Consider the following 17,537-nt stretch of genomic DNA (forward strand, 5'->3'; position numbering starts at 1 on the left):
AGTGGAGCTCAGCTTTGAAAATAGGTTTCTTCTACCAATTGGCAGACGATATGCCCTGCAAGGATATGACTTTCCTGTATGCGTGGCGTATCGGTTGAAGGAATATTGATAAGATAATCACTGAGTGCTTTTAGTTGTCCGCCGGTCTGACCGGTAAAACCAACCGTCACCATACCACGCTCTCTCGCCACTTCGAATGCTTTGATGATGTTGGCCGAATTACCGGAAGTGGAGAGACCTACCAGCACATCGCCCGGTTGTCCGATGCCATCGATCAGCCGGGCATAAATTACGTCGTAGCTGTAATCATTACCAACGGCGGTAATGTAAGAGGTGTTGCAGTGCAGCGCTTCTGCGGGTAAGGCCTTGCGGTCGGTATAAAAACGCCCGGAAAATTCTGCAGCGAGGTGTTGCGCATCGGCAGCGCTGCCTCCATTGCCGCAGAAATAAACACGCCTGCCGTCACGAAAGGCATTGGTGATCACATCGGCAACCATGCCAATCACCGATACCAGTGCGTCATCTTCCATCAATTGTTGTTTGACGCTGATAGATGCCTGTATGAGCTGTTTAATCTTTTCCATCGGGAGGGGTAAAGTTATACGTTTTAGACGAAGGTAAAAGGTTTAAGGTTTAAGGCTTAAGGTGTAAGGTGGAACAGCCGCCCGATACTTCGGACGTGAGTATTAAGTTATAAGTATTAAGTAATAAGTTAACAGCCGGTGGGAGGTGTAACTATGGATAATTCGCTCATTCACCAATTGACTTATTCACTATTGACCATTCACTATTCACTATTCACCATTCACTTTTGGCTTTTGAATTACAACGACCATGTGGTTAGTCCGTGTTCTACAAACTGGTAACGGCGGGTTTTGCCACCGAAACGTTCCAGGCTGCGGATTACATTATGCTTGGTTGTGCCGGGGCAATAAAAGATCATGAAGCCACCACCGCCGGCACCGGATATTTTTCCTCCTGTGGCACCGGCTGCTTTGGCCGTTTCATAAATTTCTTCCATCAGGCTGTTGGAAATGCCTTCTGCCATGTTGCGTTTTTGCTGGAAACCGAAATCAAGAATCTCACCGATTTCGTGCAGGCGGCCGCGCAGCAAAGCTTCTTTCATACGTTGCGCCTGTTCTTTCAACTGATGCATAGCCTCGATCGATTTGCCCTGTTTGTTTACCACATTTTTGCTTTGTTGCTCGATGATCCGGGCGGATTCGCGGCTGGTGGAAGTATAGTAGAGGAGGAGATTGTTTTCGAGTTCAAAAAGATAGCGCTGTTTGATGCGCAGCGGGTTGACGATCACGCGGTCGTTCTCATAAAATTCCATGAAGTTCACACCGCCGAATGTGGCCGCATATTGGTCTTGTTTACCACCGGCGAGATTGAGGTCGCGGCGTTCGATTTCATAAGCATAGTGAGCGATATCGTATTCACCCAGGGGCAGCTTGAGCATTTCGGCAAATGCACCAATGATGGCCACAACAAGTGTTGAAGAAGTGCCAAGGCCGGAACCCGCAGGTGCATCGACAAAAGTTGATAAATGAAAACCTGTATCGGGCATGCCATAGTCGCGGCGGATACGGTTATATACACCTTTCAGCAGATCAAGATAGCCATCGGTAGCACACTCGCTTCCTGTTATGTGCTGCTGATGTTCGTTGCGGTCAACGGCTGTAAAATGGATTTCGGGTTTGTCGATTATTTCAATGCTCGCGTGTGCATAGAGGGATAAAGTAGCATTGAGAATGGCGCCTCCGTAGAGATCGCTGTAAGGGCTTACATCGGTGCCGCCGCCGGCCAGCCCTATCCGCAGGGGAGCTTTGCTCCTGTAGATTGTACTCATATTCGTCAATCGTGAATGGTGAATCGTCAATGGTCAATAGTGAATGGTGAATAGTGAATCGTCAATCGTCAATAGAAAGGCCGTTACCTAAAACCTATTACCCTATGCCTTACACCTTAAACCCTACACCTTATGCCTTACCTCGCGGCCCAGTTCCTGTATAGTTTCTACCAGTTGTTCCCAACTGTAGCGCTGTTTTTCTTTTTGCAGATTGGGAATGAAGTGTGCTTCTCCCAATTCAAAATAGGCTTCTATTCCGTCGGCGATCGATTCGGGTGTGGGTTCGGTCACTAACCCTGACACACCGTGTGGCACCAGTGCAGGCAGTCCGCCCACGTTGGTTACCACCATAGGTTTATCGAAATGATAAGCCAGGGGTGTAACGCCGCTTTGCGTGGCATTACGGTAGGGTTGGATCAGCACGTCTGCCGCACACAGGTAATACCGCACTTCGCTGTCGGGAATAAAATCCGTACGAAGAATCAGCATATCTTTTATACCGAGTTTATCGATTTGCTGCTGGTATTTTTGTTCGTCTTCATAAAATTCACCGGCAATCAGCAAACGCATATCGGATGCATAAGCGGCATTTCGCTGACGAAGAACGCTGACCGCATCGAGCAGCAGATCGAGCCCTTTATAGGCACGGATGAAGCCAAAGAACAACAACAGCTTTTTCACCGGAGGTAAACCCAGATGCTGACGGGCCTGCTGCTTGTCCACTGCTTCGCCGAAGTTATCGTACAGTGGATGCGCAACGAGCTTTGCCGGTTTGGTCTTTTCAAACAACCGCAGATCCTGCATTACTTTTTCACTCATGGTGATAAAAGCATCGCAACTGCGGAGGAAGTAACGGGTGAACGGACCATCTCCGGGCCTTTTTTCATGAGGGATGACATTGTCTGCGAGACAAATGATGCAGGTATGTTTATTTTTTTTTACCTGGCGCAATATCGTTCCCAATGCAGGCCCCATCAACGGTAGCCAGAAACGTACCAGAATCAGATCCGGGCGTTCGCGGCGGAGTCGACGGCCGATTTTGAGCCAGTTCAGTGGATTTACCGAATTGATGACGGTATGAATATCTATTCCTTCGGGTGCAGGTTCGTCGGTGTATTGCGTCTTTCCCGGAAAAATAAAAGACGGGTATTGAAGAGAAAAGGAATAAATAGAACAGGAATGACCGGCATCGTTGAATGCACGGGCCAGCCGTTGATTAAAAGTAGCCAGTCCGCCCCGCAACGGATGCGCAGGACCTATGATCACAACTTTCGCCATAAAGAGGATTTTATATGCCCGCTTTTTCTTCGATCAGGTAGAAATTGCGCGACGCGGAATTTCGTGTCACCAGTTCTCCCAGAAATCCTGCCAGGAATAGCTGTACGCCGAGAATCACTGCGGTAAGCGATATATAAAATCCGGGTCGGTTGGTGATGCCAAACTCCGGTTCGATCAGTTTGGATATAACCAGGTAAAGCGCAAAGCCGAGACCGATCAGGAAAAAGATCGTGCCCCACAAACCAAAGAAGTGCATCGGGCGCTTGCCGAATTTGCCAATGAAAAAGATCGACAGCAGATCGAGGAATCCATTGATAAAACGGTTCCATCCGAATTTGCTCACCCCGTATTTTCTTGCGCGGTGTTCCACTACCTTTTCACCGATACGGCGAAAGCCCGACCATTTGGCCAGCACCGGCACATACCGGTGCATTTCACCATATACCTCGATGCTCTTAACCAGTTTTTTGCGGTAGGCTTTGAGGCCGCAGTTGAAATCGTGCAGTTTTATTCCGCTCATGCGGCGGGCTGCCGCATTAAAGAGTTTGCTGGGAAGGTTTTTGGTAAGCCTGTTGTCATAACGCTTCTTTTTCCATCCGCTTACCAGGTCGAGATTGTCCTCCAATATCATCCGGCGCAGTTCAGGAATTTCATCCGGACTATCCTGCAGATCCGCATCCATGGTAATGATTACCTCTCCCTGAGCGGCTTTGAAGCCTTCATTGAGACCGGCGGATTTGCCGTAGTTGCGTTGGAATTTGATTCCCTTGACATGCGGGTTGCGTGCGCGGAGTTGCTGGATTACTTCCCAGGAATTGTCCGTGCTGCCGTCGTCAACGAAAATAATTTCGTAGGTATAATGATGTTCATCCATTACCCGCTCAATCCAGGCGGTGAGCTCGGGTAATGATTCTTCTTCGTTTAAAAGTGGTATGACAAGGGAAAGATCCATGTGTTAACGTCTCCTGATTAAAATAATACCTGAACCTGTAACGGTGAATATAACACCAAATATCAAATAACTGAAAATCGCACCGTATACCACGCCGGTGGTATAACCCTTGCGGGTATTCTCCACGCTTTCTTCAATCTGCGCGGGCGTCATATCTTTATTGTTTTGCTGAAGGTACTCCCGTGTGGCCACGGCGGCTTCGTCTGCAAATTCAGGGTGCATTTTCGAGTTGATGGCAAAGAAAAAGATCATCGCTATCGTAACGACGATGAAACATCGGAATCCCTGGTTGAACAGGGTGCCGAAGGCGGGCTGATAATCTGCAGATGCCTTGTAGTTAAACAATGTCCACATTATTCCCCCTCCATACAGTGCATAGATAAGATAGGCAAGCGGCGAATTGGCGGGTGCGTAATAGAAAACCAGGATACTCAGAAGTATCATTGCAGCGGCCGTAATAAGGCCTATCACCAGCGGTGTAAGTTTAATTGATCTCATGCCTGATTCAGTACAACCTGGTTTTTGTGAATAATTCCGGCCACTTTGCCTGTGAGAGTCCGGCCGAGGAAGGGTGTATTACGTGAGCGCGAACGAAGCGATGCCGTTCCTACCGTCCATTGTACATCGGGTTGGAAAAGCGTGAGTGATGCGGGTTCGCCTTCGCGGATTGTTTTTGCGGGTAATCCGATCAGCTTTGCCGGATTGACAGACAGCAGTTCCACCCATTTTTCCTGGCTTACTCCGGGTAAGGCAGTCCGCAATACTGCGTATACGGTTTCGAGGCTGGTCATGCCGGATTTGGCATATTCGAATTCCACTACTTTACTGTCATATTCATGCGGCAGGTGATGGCTGGCAATCGTATCGATTGTACCATCGGTGATGGCCTGCTGCAAGGCTTTACGGTCGGCGGGCGTGCGGAAAGGTGGATTTACTTTCAGGTTGGTATCGTATTCCTGCAGGTCTTCATCGGAAAAGAAAAGATGTGCGGGCGTTACGGAGCAACTGATCAGCGTATTGCCTTTGGCGCGTGCCTTGCGGATCAGCTCGAGCGATACGCCGGCTGATATGCCTGTGAAGTGTAAACGTGAACCGGCATAAGCGGCCAGTTCAATGTCGCGCGCCACAATAAGTTCTTCGGCCAGTACCGGTTTGCCGGGCAGTCCGAGCCTGGTGGATACGATGCCTTCATTCATCAGGCCGTGCGGGTTGATGCTGCGGTCTTCCGGTACCTGGATCAGCAGGCCGTCGAATGCTTTTATGTATTGAAGGGCTTTCACCAGCAGTCCGGCAGACTGTATCGGGTGTAATCCATCTCCGAATACGATGGCTCCGCTGGCGCGCATATCGTACATCTCCGCCAGTTCGCGTCCTTCCGCTTCGCGGGTAACGGCACCCATCGGATGCACATTTACGGGAAGAGACCGCGATTTCTGCACGAGGTATTCTACCGCGGCTTTGTTGTGCACAACGGGTTTGGTATTCGGGATTACCACTACATCGGTAAAACCTCCGGCCGCGGCAGCGGCCGCACCTGATTCGATGGTTTCCTTGTATTCAAGGCCGGGATCGCCGAATTGGGCAAAAAGATCTGTCCATCCGGGCGAAAGATGCAGTCCCGGCAGGTCAATTACCTGATCTGCGGACACCGCATCGTTGCCGATTTGCCGAATAATACCATTTTCAATGAAAACCGGGACGGTTTGCCCGTTGAAAGGAGAGGAAGGATCTACAATTTTCGCCTGCTTGACAAGTATTTTCATTAAGCGGCAAAGTTAACGGTTGTTTTGGAAAAAAAGCCTGCGTGGGAGAGGTATTAGGTTACAAGTAATAAGTTTTAGGTAAACAGCCTGTACGGAGGTGTGAGGAGTAAGGTATAGGGTGTAAGGTAAAACAGCCGCCCGGTACTTCGGGCCGAAGCTTCGGCCGTAAGTATTAAGTAATAAGTTATAAGTAGAACAGCCCTATTCACGATTCACCATTCACTCCCGAGGCTTCGGGATGACCATTGACGATTCACTCTCTCCCGAAAAACGAATGACGGTAAACAATCAGCGCAGGTCGCTCATCGGCCACCCAACGCCGTGCCTGGGCCTTTTCGCTCTTTCCGGCATACGGCAATGGTAGTAGGTTGATTTGCCTGTCAGCCGATTTTCCCGCCGGTTAATTTCAGCGGCTAAACAACTCCGGCACAGCCGGGAAACTAACCCCAAAACCAAAATTATGAGGAAAATCAGTCTTTTGTGTGCCCTGCTTTTGACAGGCTGGTGCACGCTGCTGGCCCAGTCCCGCCAAATAAGCGGAAGGGTCACGAACGAAAAAGACGAGCCGCTTCCTGGTTCGTCTGTACGCGCAAAAGGAAGCTCTTCCGGAACAGTCACCGACTCCACGGGAATGTTCCGGCTTATGGTGGATGATAAAATAAAAACGCTGGTCATATCATCACTCGGTTACGGAGAAAAAGAAATAGCGTTGAACAGCCAGGATTTTTTTGCTGTAAAATTGCTGCAACAGGATGCCGGTCTCGACGAAGTGGTAGTAGTCGGTTATCAGCAGATAGCCCGTGTGAACCTGACCGGATCCGTTGCCAAAGTGGGCGGTAAGGAAATTGCCAACCGCCCGGTGATGAGTTTTGATCAGGCATTGACCGGTAAAGCTGCAGGTGTGCAGGTAAACACTTCTTCCGGGTTGGTAGGCGACAACGTGATTATCCGTGTACGTGGTGCCGCGTCTATTTCTTCCGGCAGCCAGCCGTTGATCATCATCGATGGTGTGCCCATCACACAGGGAAATGACGGTCAGCTTTACAACCCCGTCAACACCCTCGCCGACATCAATCCCAACGATATTGAAAGTGTGGAGGTACTCAAAGATGCTTCGGCCGCCGCCATCTACGGCAGCCGTGCTTCAGCCGGTGTTATCCTCATCAGCACACGTAAAGGCCAGGCAGGTGCCGCCCGTATAACCTATGACGGTTATGTAGGCGTCAACACGGCCTCACGTCGCCTTACGGTACTGAATGGCGATCAATACAACACGGTCATTAATAAAATGCGCGCTGCCGCAGGTCAGACTCCCGCAGCGGCTTATGCAGATTTCAATGGCGATGGCACCATCGATCCCGTCAGCACTGACTGGCAGGATGAAGTATACCGCAACGGCCTTACACAAAGCCACCAGGTAGGTATCAGCGGCGGCACGGCTAAAACCACGTTTTATGCCTCAGCCGCGTACAACGATTTTCAGAACTACATCATCGTGAATCGCCAGAAACGTATGTCGGGCCGTATCAACCTCACCACAAAAGCCACCAACTGGCTGGAGACCGGCATGACGATGCAATACTCTCAAACCACTTCGTATGGCTTGGGCAGCGGCACCGGTGGCGGATTAAGCGGGGTACCTTTCGGACCACTGACCGCCTACCCCAACATACCCGTGTATGCAGCTAATGGCGGCTACTACCTCGGAGCAGGTGGCAATACGGTTTTCAATAATACACCCAACCCTGTTGCCGTACAAAACCTGAACTATGATACACGCCAGACGCAACGCCTGATCGGCAGCCTTTATGGTGAAGCCAGGCTGTTCAAAGGTTTGAAGTTCAAATCACAGTTCAATGTCGACCAATTATTCGGCAATACCGATCAATACTGGGACAAACTTGTTGGCGACGGTTCAGGCCTCGCAGGTCTTGCGCAGACGGTGAACAACAGAACCTATGTATGGAGCTGGACCAACACACTTAACTACATAGCGAAATTTGGTGATCACGACATCAATGTGCTGGCGGGTAGTGAATACACGCGCAGAAGAGGTTATGGCGCTTATGCCTTCGGTACTACCATCTTCGACTCTTTGTTCCGCCAGATCGATGCAGCCAACTTTGCTTCTGTAGGCGCACAGAATTATAACACTGTTAATAACGGACTTGCTTCTTACTTCGGTGGTATCAACTACTCTTTCAAAAGAAAATACATTGCTACCATTAACGTGAGGGGTGATGCTTATTCAGGGTTCGGCCGCGACAACCGCTGGGGTTATTTCCCTTCTGCCGCCCTCGCATGGCGTATATCACAGGAAGGATTTATGCAATCAGTATCGGCTATCTCCGATATGAAGCTGCGGGCAAGTTATGGCCTCACGGGTAATTCCAATATCGGCGATTTCCCTTCGCTGGCAACTTTTGCTCCTACGCAATACGCAGATATTCCCTCACTGAATCTCAGCAACCCCGGTAACAGTTCTCTTCGCTGGGAAAAAACCGGTCAGTTCGATATCGGTATCGATATGACGGTGGGAAAAAATATCCAGATCGTGCTGGATTATTACAATAAAAAATCAAAAGACCTGATCCTTGCCAACCCTGTACTGGCTACTTTAGGTTTTCCCGGCAACTCGATCATCGAGAACGTGGGACAACTCAGCAACAGCGGTTTTGAAATCGGTATTAACATGCCGGTGATCAGCAAAAAAGATTTCAACTGGGATATCAACTTCAACGGAGCATGGAACCGCTCGAAAGTGATTTCTACCAACAGCAATAACGGCGACATCTTCGGTGGCAACAGCATCGTACGTCCTGGTTATAACATGAGTGCGTTCTTCCTGATCCGTTGGGCCGGGGTAAATCCTTCCAATGGTTTGCCGATGTTCTACGACAAAGACGGCGTGCGCAAACAATACGATCATCTTCAACCTGCGGCCAGCCGCTGGACCAAAGTGGATGATGGTTCCGTTACGACTGCCATCACAGCAGCAGATCGCGTGGTGCACAACGACAAAACACCTTATCCCAAATTCCTGGGAGGTCTTACACAGAACCTGCGCTACAAACAATTCGATCTGTCGATCGACCTGCAGTATTCATTGGGCGCTTACCTGTACAACAACACTTTGCAGAACCTGATGGTCACCACCACTTCGCGCAACAAGAGTGACGAACTCCTCAATGAGTGGAGCAAGCCCGGTGATCAGACCGATGTACCACGTCTGGTATGGGGTGACAACCAGTGGTGGCAAACATCAACCCGCTGGTTGGAGAAGGCTGACTTTGTACGCATCCGTAATCTCCAGTTGGGGTACAGTCTGCCGGCGCACTTGTTATCTAAAATTTCGATCAGCAGATTACGCATATATGTGCAGGCGCAAAACCTGTACACCTTCACGGGTTATAAAGGCATGGACCCTGAAGCAAATGCAAACGGAAACGTGAATATCGGACTTGGCATCGATTCGTTCCGTCCTTATCTGCCGCGCACAATTACGGCAGGTGTTAACGTAGGCTTTTAATGTAAAAAACAAAGTATGAAAAAAATATTCTATAGTCTGGCAGTATTGGTTGTATTGACCGGAACAGCCTGCCAGAAAAAAGTAACAGATGATGTAGTTCCGAATGACCGGCTGTCTAATGATCTCGCATTTTCTTCCGCTCAAAAAATAGAGAATGCGGTGTTAGGTGCTTACAACGCCTTGCAAAACGCCGGTTTTTTATCAGGCCGTGCATTGTTATACGTCGATCTGCAGGGTGAAGATGTTTTCGATAAAGGTGTGTTCTTCGGTGACGCGGCACGTTTCAATATGTTGTCCAACAACGGCATTCCTGCTGCGGTATGGACGGCAGGCTACGATGCTATCGTCACTTCCAACAGGGTGGCGGAAGGAATTGCAGCCAATGCTTCCCTGCTGACCACACAAAAAGCGACCGAACTGACCGCGGAATGCCGGTTCGTTCGCGCGGTGAGTAATTTTTACCTGGTGAACTTTTTTGCGCAGCCTTATGTGTTTACGGCAGATGCTTCGCATAAGGGAATTCCTATTATTACTAAAAGTTTTTCCAGCAGCAGCCCCGAAGCCAACCAGCCGCGTTCGACAGTGAAGCAGGTGTATGACCTGATCATTTCCGATCTTACACAGGCCATACGCGACCTCCCGCAGGCCTATGCCAGCACGTATGCGACCAAGACACGTGCCACACGCGCCGCGGCTGCATCTTTGCTTGCGCGTGTTCATTTGTACAGAGCAGATTACACCGGTGCGCGTGATGCAGCCAAACGCGTAATTGACGGCGAATTTGGTACCTACGCACTTCGCCCTGCGCCAAACGGTGCTTTCGGGCCGGGTAACTATCAGACCACTGAAACGGTCTGGAGTATTCCCAACAACGTAAACGACAACCCGAATACCAATGCGGCGCTTCCTCAGCACTACGCGGGCAATGGCCGCGCGGACCTCGCGGTGTCAAGATCGTTTACCAATGCAGCAACCAACACCTATTTCGCAGCAGACGACCGCCGCCGCACGCAGATGCTTGCCGCCGGACCTGCGCCTAATACGGCTTTCACTTTTACTACCAAATATCCTGATGTGGCTACCCGTGCAGACTGGGCGCCCGTGATCCGCTATGCTGAAGTACTGCTGACCTATGCAGAAGCTGCGGCGCAGGCGGCCACTGTAGTAGATGCAGATGCGGTCACCAAACTGAATCTTGTAAGAGACAGGGCACGTGTAAGTGCGCCTGCCTATACAGTGGCCACATTTCCCACAAAAGCAGCGCTGGTAGCCGCGATCCTTGGTGAGCGGCGTATCGAGCTGGCCTTTGAAGGCCACCGCCTGTGGGACATCATGCGCGTGAAAGGAACCGTGCAAAACAAATATGATAACGACGGAGTATCGCTGTTACCTGCGCAGGCTTTCGGTGCCAACAAAAGCATCTGGCCGATTCCGCAGGCAGAAGTGGACAAGAGCGGAGGAGTGCTGGAGCAAAATCCGGGTTATTAATGAAGTAGCGTTTTCTCATGAACGATACCGTGCTCAAGCGGTTTGGATCGGCCGGTATTTCCATACCGGCCTTCCTGTTTATCTTACCTGCTGATCCAGGACAGATAAAACGAGCTCTTTGTAACTTCTGCCAATAGGAATGGTTTGTCCGCTTATCTCCACTTCCGATGCGCTGAATGCGTTGATCTTTTCGCGCGCGACAATGAAGGAGCGGTGAATGCGCAGGAAAAAACGTTTATCCAGTTGTTGTTCGATTTCGGTAAGCTGAAACTTGGTAAGGAAAGAACGGTCGGCGGTAACGATGTTGATGTACTCTTTTTTGCTTTCGATATAAAGAATATCATCGAAGAAAACTTTGATACGTTTCTTGTTTACATTGATAAGCAGGTGCGCTCTTTCGGGTGACAAAGATTGTTTTTGCAAAATCGCCAGCGGATCACTTTGTGCGCGTTCCTTTACTTTGTTGACGGCCGTGAGGAAACGGCTGAAGCTGATTGGTTTCAGCAGGTAATCCACTACATTCAGTTCGTATCCGTCGATCGCATATTCCCTGTAGGCGGTAGTGATGATAACTTTCGGAGGTGATTTAATGGTGCGCAGAAAATCAAGCCCGCGCAAACGCGGCAGATGGATGTCGAGAAACAGCAGGTCGATATTATACGTTTGTAATTTTTCCAGAGCAAATAAAGCATCATTGCAAAGGCAGTTGAGTTCGAGGAAGGGAATCTGACTGATATAGTCCTGTAAAATTTCTGCGGCAAGAGGTTCATCCTCTACGATCATGCAGCTAATTTTTTCCATAAGTGTCCAGTTTTAAGTAAAGATTGACGGAGTAGATATTATTGGTTTGGCTTACTTCGAGGCGATGATTGGAGTAGAGTAATTCGAGTTGCCGGCGGATATTGGGAAGACCGATGCTGGCATCGCTGCCCGGCCGGTCGGAGGGTTCGAAAGAGTTTTCAATTACAAAAGAAAAATCCTCGTCCTCCTGTTGCACGCGGATACGGATAAAAGAATCGAAACGTGTTTCGCTTGCTCCGTGTTTAAAAGCGTTTTCCACCAAAGGCAGCAGCAGCAGCGAACCGATCATTTTATCGGGATCCCTGATCGACTCTTCAAAAGAAATTTTCAGGCGGTCGCTGTACCTTATTTTTTCAAGCGCCATATAATCCTGCAAAAAACTCATTTCGTACCGGATGCTAACGCGATCGTTCTTGGACTCGTACAACATGAAATGAAGGAGCTCTGATAACTTCATCACTGCGCCCGGCGCGAGGTCTGATTTTTTACGCGTAAGCGCGTAAATATTGTTCAACGTATTAAAAAGGAAATGCGGGTGAAGCTGGTGCCGCAGGTAGCGCAACTCGGTGCTTAGTTTTTCCCTGATCAGGTTTTTTTCCCGCTCTCTTGCTGCTATCTGCAGGCGCAGCGATTTGATCGATAGGGCCACGCCGGAAGCGAAGCCCATGAAAATAATACCGCGGAAGATCTGCGATGTATCGAAAAGGTGGTTTTTTTCTGCCAGGAGTTTATCATAAGCCACATGACCCAGCAGGTAATGGACGATGACCCTGACGGCCAGCACGGCGGCAATAAAAACCACCGCCACATAAAGGATATTCAGCACCTGGTTGTCTTTCCGGCTCATGAGCCTGGGCAAACCCACATACATCATGAAATAGGAAAAAAGGATCTCCGGTGTAGAGCTTCCGAGCGGTATAAGGGCAACATTTCTCCAGATCCAGCTCTTCGGCATATCGGGAAGGGATGCTGTTACCCAGATATATTCGATGAGAATACAAAAGAAAAGGTAACCCAGCCAGAAGCCGATATGCAGCAGTACGCGGTTCATATGTTTAAAAATCGGATAAAAACCAGCGTCAGACAAAAAAGAACACCAACGGCCGGGAAGTGTCAATGAAATACACTTAAAAGCATATCATAGGCATTTAAAAAATGCTTAAAGGTGCCTGGCAAAAGACGAATAACGTTTAATAAACGACAGACCGATAACACAGGGTCGATCCCGATGCTTAGTTTAGCCGCGTTAAAAACTACTTATGAGATTTCTGCAGCATTTTCCTTTTATCAGCGGCCGCATGGCAATGACCCTCTTGCGCATAGGAGTGGCGCTGGTATTCTTTCTTCATGCTTTGTTTCGCATCATCAATGGCACGATCCCGCAGTTTGGCGGCTTCATGGAAGCTAAAGGCATACCGTTGGGCGTTACCATTGTCTGGCTGATCACGCTTTTTGAGTTTGTCGGCAGTGTAGCGTTGGCCATTGGAAGGGGAGTGCGTGTATGGGCCGCCGGCTTTATGATCATTTTATTGACAGGTATCGTGCTGATCCATTGGGAGCTGGGCTGGTTTGTGGGCGAACATGGTACGGGAGGGTGTGAGTACAGCGTAGTGCTGATTTTGGCGTTGCTGCTGCTGGCGGCGGATGATCGTGAATCGTGAATGGTCAATGGTGAATAAGCAGTATTTACTTACAACTTATTACTTAAAACTTATTACTTAAAACTTACTACTTATAACTGCTGTTAACTTACAAAAAAAGCCAGGCAGGATCATCCCGCCCGGCCAGGGGAAACAAAACCAGCCTTTATTAATTGCTACCGCCGGAGCCTTGCGAATTGGGCGTAAAAAGCGGCGCTGCAATCGAGAATATGATGAGTAATGCGGAAGCAATCTGGCTATAATAAATATCAATGCCGGCCGTACCGAAAATACCCGATGCACCGGTGATAGAATAGGCCCAGATGATAAAAGAAATAAACGACAATATCATTTGCTGCCAGATCGCGTCGCCGGGCTTTTTCATCAGCCAGAAGTATACAGGTGTGCCGAGCGCAAAAAGAATGAAGGTTCCCCAAAGCCAGTTGTTAAGCATATCGGCGGGCAACGAAGCCAGCAGACTGTTCACCGCTACATATCCACCAACTATTTCAGTGGGAATGTATTTGATTACCTGCTCAAGATAAGTTTGTTGCTCCCGGGGCTGATCAGCTGTTTTGAAAAGCTGGTTGGCCGGTTGTTTAACGCGAACTAAACGTCCCATGGTTGTTAGTTTGGTGGATGAAGGTTTTAATGGTTTTGAGGCACTGTCAAACCTAAAGCAGCCCGGCTGTCGCGTCAAGCGTTTTTTCCCCGTTTTCAAACCTGTTATTTCACGGGCATTCGGTTTTTGAAAATACTGCGTCGTATTTTTTCTATCGATATTCATGACAATTGTCAAGTCTACCGGCCTTGTCATCTGCATAATAATTTTCGTGCAAAAAAAAATCAGCGTATTTTTTCCACTGAACCCGTGCTAAATACGTGTAGTTGCGTCGCTTAAGTATATTAATAGTTACTACTGTCTTTTTTCGAAATTTTTCTATTGTGCTTGTATTGAGATACGCATAATTTCGCGCAAAATCGACAGTATCAATGAAAAACCTTCTGACGCTCGCCGTCAGCCTGCTTTGCAGCCTGGCCGCCATTTCCCAACCGACTGTTAGTAGTTTTACACCTGTGTCCGGTGCTGCAGGTATGACAATTACGATTGATGGTACCGGATTTTCTACTGCCAGCAATGTTTCGATAGGTAGTGTCAATGTTCCTTTTACGATCGTTTCAGATACACGGATCACCGTGGTATTACCCGTTGTCGCATCGGGCCCGGTACGTGTAACCAATCCCTCCGGGAACGGTTCTCTCGCAGGATTCATTTACGTGCCCACTTCCGGCATCATCACCGATTTCAACGGTTTCTGGAGAACAACGGCCGCTGCTCCCACCGGCGTTAATCCCGATAACAGCCACAACCTGCTTGCATTTACACACAACGGCGTTACCTATTCTACCGGTGTGAACAATGCAACCCTCACCAACAATAATGTCACGTTCACCTCCGCCGTTTTCAAGGCACTCCCGGTGGCTTCTATTGCAGGAACAAACAGCGGCTCCGGATCGATATTTATTGCACTGGCTTCGAAAGTAGACGGATCGGCTACCACAGCTTATGTGCCTGGTGCTTCTTCTTACAACATCAAGAAAGCATTGGTGGATGGTGTCAACGGTCTCGACCTGGGTACCGGCGTTACCAATCTGCCTTCTTCTGCGGTCATGACTTTTCAGATTTTTAATATCGATGGCGCGAGAGCTACCGATGCAGAACCCGATATTATTCTTACGCAAATAGCCTCACCGGCTTCTTCCAATGACGTATTTACGTTTCTCGATGCGTCGGGCAATACCGTTGGTACGTCTTTTACACAGGACATGACTTATTTGCCCCGCCTCGGTACGTATACGCTTGACCTTTTCAATATGCCCACCGGTGTATCTTATAATACTGCCTATGCATACAGTGTGGCGAACAACGGCACCAACACCACCCGTGATATCCGCATCGTATCGCTGAACCTTTCCGATTTTGGTATCAATGCTTCCAATGCATCACAAGTGCGTGCATTGCGCATTACACCGAGTGGCAACAGCGATTATGCTTTTATCGGATACAATGCGGCTGCTATCAACCTTCCCCCGAACGTTACTACCAGCAGTGAAACCTCTGTCAGCAACATTTGCCCCGGCGGCACCGCCAGCCTGGAAGTAATCGGCACACCCGCAGGTGGCGGTACGTTGAGTTATACATGGGAAGAATCGGTAAACAATGGTGCTTCATGGACAACCGTAACCAATGGTGGTAATTACAGTGGCGCTACTACTTCTCGTTTGCGTGTAACTGCTGCTGTTGCCGGCAGACGTTATCGTGCTGTGATTGCCGAAACAGGCAATGGCAACAATAGCCGCAGCGGAGAATTTATCATCACCAATGCGGCAGGTACAAACCCCAGTGCAGTGACTATTTCCGGTGGCACCACCACTTGTTCAAATGCTTCCGTTATCCTCAACTCAAACGTAACGGGTGGCACCAATCTTAATTATCAATGGCAGAGCAACGCTTCGGGTTCTTATACAGACATCCCCGGGGCAAATGGTGTTGCATATATTCCGCCAACTAATCAAACAGGTGCTGTTGGCTATCGCCTGGTTGTATCTAATGGCTCGGGATGTACCGGTGTTACTTCGGGTGCAACAACCGTTACAGTCAATGGTATTTCTTCCACTACGCCGGCAACCCGCTGCCAGGCCGGTGCGTTGACTTTGCAAGCCACCGCAAGCAGCGGCAACGTATCCTGGTATACAGCCGAAACTGGTGGCACCGCTGTTTTTACGGGCAACAACTATAATATCGCCAGCGTAAGTGCCACCACTACTTATTACGCAGAAGCTGCCGGTTGCGCGTTACGTGTTCCCGTCGTGGCCACTGTACATCCCGCCAGTGCGGTAGGTATGATCAACCGTACCACAGGATCCGATCCTACCACAGCGGTGCTCACGATCAGCAGCCAGACCGGTGAAGTGGTGAAATGGCAGTCTTCAACAGACAATTTTATTTCCGTTATTAATGATATTGCCAACACCAGTTCTCAGTTGATCGTAAGCAAACTCGGACCCACGCAGCAATACCGCGCAGTAGTACAAAGCGGAACCTGCGCCGCTGTTACTTCCTCTCAATTCGCTGTATTGCCCGTACGTGCGGGAAGTATAGAACTGACAGACCTGGGCGGAAATGTGCTGGTGCAATGGGAAACCTATGACCAGACCGGCGCTACGGTCTATGAAGTAGAACGCTCAACTGACGGACGTGCATTTGTAAAAGCCGGGGTAGTGGCGCCGCATGCAAGTGTGCATTACGACTGGCTGGACACAGATCCTGGCACCGGCACAGTATACTATCGTATCCGTGAAGTACGATTGAACGGTTCATCCAATTACAGCGACATCGCATCGATACGTCTCGGTAATCCGAAAGCAGGCATACAGGTATTTCCCAATCCGCTGAGCAGTGGCAATCTGAGGGTACGTTTTTCGCAGATGAATGCGGGTGTGTATGAACTGCGGTTATACAACACTACCGGACAGGTAGTATACAATGGAAAACTCAATCATAGCGGAGGTTCCGCTACGCAACCGGTGAGTGTACCAGGCCAATTGGCCGCGGGCATATATACATTGGTAGTAACAGACGCTGCCGGTACCCGAACGAATATGCCGCTGTTGGTCAGGTATAACTAACAAACTTCCTTTCAGGTATAATAACACACAAGCCGGCAAAAATGCCGGCTTGTTGCTGTCATGCACCCGCTGTCAAGGCGCAATGTTGCCTATATAATTACCAACCATCGTTGCCCCTGATGAGGGCGTTCGTTTTATCGTCCTAAATATAGAATAGGATGCCGGCCTGAAAACAACCTGTCGACAGAGAGCGGATTACAACGGACGGACGGCGGATAGCTAAGGTTAAAGGTTTAGAGTTAAAGTTTAAGGCATAGTAGTAGGTTGGTAAGTGCATAGTGCAATAAGTCTTTTCGCCGTTGTTGGCGTCCTCACATAACTGTCCGGAAGATTTTAAAACCTGTCAATCCTAGATCACGCCACCGTTGGCCTCCAGACCAACGGAGCTGCTCATCCTTGAGTTATGTACGAAGTTGACCTGACCTATCAAAGCCACCTGACGCTTGCTTGTTGGTCGGGAGACCAACAAGGGCGCTAACTTATACCTCACGCCGCCATTACAACACCAGTTGAGGCGCTGAACGCAGATAAAGCGGATTTGAGA

General features: G+C 49.2%; 13 protein-coding genes. 4 read left to right on the forward strand and 9 right to left on the reverse strand.

The window, feature by feature from the left end; all coding sequences use genetic code 11:
- Positions 1-8: 8 nt before the first annotated feature.
- From H608_RS0102575 to H608_RS0102600, 6 genes are all read right to left on the reverse strand, one after another.
- Positions 9-584: a D-sedoheptulose-7-phosphate isomerase gene (locus H608_RS0102575; protein WP_028786302.1), complete on the reverse strand. Its 576-nt coding sequence runs from the start codon at positions 582-584 to the stop codon at positions 9-11.
- A 239-nt stretch (positions 585-823) separates the two neighbouring features.
- Positions 824-1,852: a GHMP family kinase ATP-binding protein gene (locus H608_RS0102580; RefSeq protein ID WP_038006839.1), complete on the reverse strand. Its 1,029-nt coding sequence runs from the start codon at positions 1,850-1,852 to the stop codon at positions 824-826.
- A 123-nt stretch (positions 1,853-1,975) separates the two neighbouring features.
- Positions 1,976-3,130 (reverse strand): glycosyltransferase, encoded by a 1,155-nt coding sequence (locus H608_RS0102585; protein ID WP_028786304.1) that lies wholly within the window; start codon positions 3,128-3,130, stop codon positions 1,976-1,978.
- A gap of 10 nt (positions 3,131-3,140) precedes the next feature.
- Positions 3,141-4,082 carry a glycosyltransferase family 2 protein gene (locus H608_RS0102590; protein ID WP_028786305.1) on the reverse strand — a complete coding sequence of 314 codons (942 nt, stop codon included), beginning with the start codon at positions 4,080-4,082 and terminating at the stop codon, positions 3,141-3,143.
- A 3-nt stretch (positions 4,083-4,085) separates the two neighbouring features.
- Positions 4,086-4,580 (reverse strand): DUF4199 family protein, encoded by a 495-nt coding sequence (locus H608_RS0102595; RefSeq protein WP_028786306.1) that lies wholly within the window; start codon positions 4,578-4,580, stop codon positions 4,086-4,088.
- Positions 4,577-5,845, reverse strand: a complete 1,269-nt coding sequence (locus H608_RS0102600; RefSeq protein ID WP_028786307.1) for a dihydroorotase — start codon at positions 5,843-5,845, stop codon at positions 4,577-4,579. The genes H608_RS0102595 and H608_RS0102600 overlap by 4 nt, the downstream gene beginning before the upstream one ends.
- A gap of 460 nt (positions 5,846-6,305) precedes the next feature.
- On the opposite strand from H608_RS0102600, the gene H608_RS0102605 reads away from it, so the two are divergent.
- Positions 6,306-9,374: a SusC/RagA family TonB-linked outer membrane protein gene (locus H608_RS0102605; RefSeq protein ID WP_155990020.1), complete on the forward strand. Its 3,069-nt coding sequence runs from the start codon at positions 6,306-6,308 to the stop codon at positions 9,372-9,374.
- Between the two features lie 15 nt (positions 9,375-9,389).
- The gene (locus H608_RS0102610) at positions 9,390-10,862 is read left to right on the forward strand and encodes a RagB/SusD family nutrient uptake outer membrane protein (RefSeq protein ID WP_028786309.1); all 1,473 of its coding nucleotides are present in this window, start codon (positions 9,390-9,392) and stop codon (positions 10,860-10,862) included.
- 78 nt (positions 10,863-10,940) lie between these two features.
- On the opposite strand, the gene H608_RS0102615 is transcribed toward H608_RS0102610, so the two are convergent.
- Together H608_RS0102615 and H608_RS23345 are read right to left on the reverse strand one after the other, a co-directional pair.
- The gene (locus tag H608_RS0102615; RefSeq protein ID WP_028786310.1) at positions 10,941-11,663 is read right to left on the reverse strand and encodes a LytR/AlgR family response regulator transcription factor; all 723 of its coding nucleotides are present in this window, start codon (positions 11,661-11,663) and stop codon (positions 10,941-10,943) included.
- Entirely contained in the window at positions 11,650-12,714 is a 1,065-nt protein-coding gene (locus H608_RS23345; RefSeq protein ID WP_051267955.1) for a sensor histidine kinase, read from the reverse strand. Before H608_RS23345 ends, H608_RS0102615 begins: the two co-directional genes overlap by 14 nt.
- Positions 12,715-12,922: 208 nt before the next feature.
- Here H608_RS23345 and H608_RS0102625 point away from each other — a divergent pair, with 208 nt between their 5' ends.
- Entirely contained in the window at positions 12,923-13,324 is a 402-nt protein-coding gene (locus H608_RS0102625) for a DoxX family protein (protein WP_051267957.1), read from the forward strand.
- A gap of 148 nt (positions 13,325-13,472) precedes the next feature.
- Here the strand turns inward: H608_RS0102625 and H608_RS0102630 are convergent, their stop codons facing one another.
- Positions 13,473-13,925 carry a hypothetical protein gene (locus H608_RS0102630; RefSeq protein ID WP_155990021.1) on the reverse strand — a complete coding sequence of 151 codons (453 nt, stop codon included), beginning with the start codon at positions 13,923-13,925 and terminating at the stop codon, positions 13,473-13,475.
- A gap of 371 nt (positions 13,926-14,296) precedes the next feature.
- Here H608_RS0102630 and H608_RS0102635 point away from each other — a divergent pair, with 371 nt between their 5' ends.
- The gene (locus H608_RS0102635; RefSeq protein WP_028786313.1) at positions 14,297-16,993 is read left to right on the forward strand and encodes an Ig-like domain-containing protein; all 2,697 of its coding nucleotides are present in this window, start codon (positions 14,297-14,299) and stop codon (positions 16,991-16,993) included.
- Positions 16,994-17,537 lie beyond the last annotated feature (544 nt).

This window comes from Terrimonas ferruginea DSM 30193, assembly GCF_000425585.1.
Classification (GTDB): domain Bacteria; phylum Bacteroidota; class Bacteroidia; order Chitinophagales; family Chitinophagaceae; genus Terrimonas; species Terrimonas ferruginea.

Bases quoted from the DNA above. Each gene is read 5' to 3' on its own strand.
- H608_RS0102575 (WP_028786302.1), bottom strand. From the start codon at position 584: ATGGAAAAGATTAAACAGCTCATACAGGCATCTATCAGCGTCAAACAA.
- H608_RS0102580 (WP_038006839.1), bottom strand. From the start codon at position 1,852: ATGAGTACAATCTACAGGAGCAAAGCTCCCCTGCGGATAGGGCTGGCC.
- H608_RS0102585 (WP_028786304.1), bottom strand. From the start codon at position 3,130: ATGGCGAAAGTTGTGATCATAGGTCCTGCGCATCCGTTGCGGGGCGGA.
- H608_RS0102590 (WP_028786305.1), bottom strand. From the start codon at position 4,082: ATGGATCTTTCCCTTGTCATACCACTTTTAAACGAAGAAGAATCATTA.
- H608_RS0102595 (WP_028786306.1), bottom strand. From the start codon at position 4,580: ATGAGATCAATTAAACTTACACCGCTGGTGATAGGCCTTATTACGGCC.
- H608_RS0102600 (WP_028786307.1), bottom strand. From the start codon at position 5,845: ATGAAAATACTTGTCAAGCAGGCGAAAATTGTAGATCCTTCCTCTCCT.
- H608_RS0102605 (WP_155990020.1), top strand. From the start codon at position 6,306: ATGAGGAAAATCAGTCTTTTGTGTGCCCTGCTTTTGACAGGCTGGTGC.
- H608_RS0102610 (WP_028786309.1), top strand. From the start codon at position 9,390: ATGAAAAAAATATTCTATAGTCTGGCAGTATTGGTTGTATTGACCGGA.
- H608_RS0102615 (WP_028786310.1), bottom strand. From the start codon at position 11,663: ATGGAAAAAATTAGCTGCATGATCGTAGAGGATGAACCTCTTGCCGCA.
- H608_RS23345 (WP_051267955.1), bottom strand. From the start codon at position 12,714: ATGAACCGCGTACTGCTGCATATCGGCTTCTGGCTGGGTTACCTTTTC.
- H608_RS0102625 (WP_051267957.1), top strand. From the start codon at position 12,923: ATGAGATTTCTGCAGCATTTTCCTTTTATCAGCGGCCGCATGGCAATG.
- H608_RS0102630 (WP_155990021.1), bottom strand. From the start codon at position 13,925: ATGGGACGTTTAGTTCGCGTTAAACAACCGGCCAACCAGCTTTTCAAA.
- H608_RS0102635 (WP_028786313.1), top strand. From the start codon at position 14,297: ATGAAAAACCTTCTGACGCTCGCCGTCAGCCTGCTTTGCAGCCTGGCC.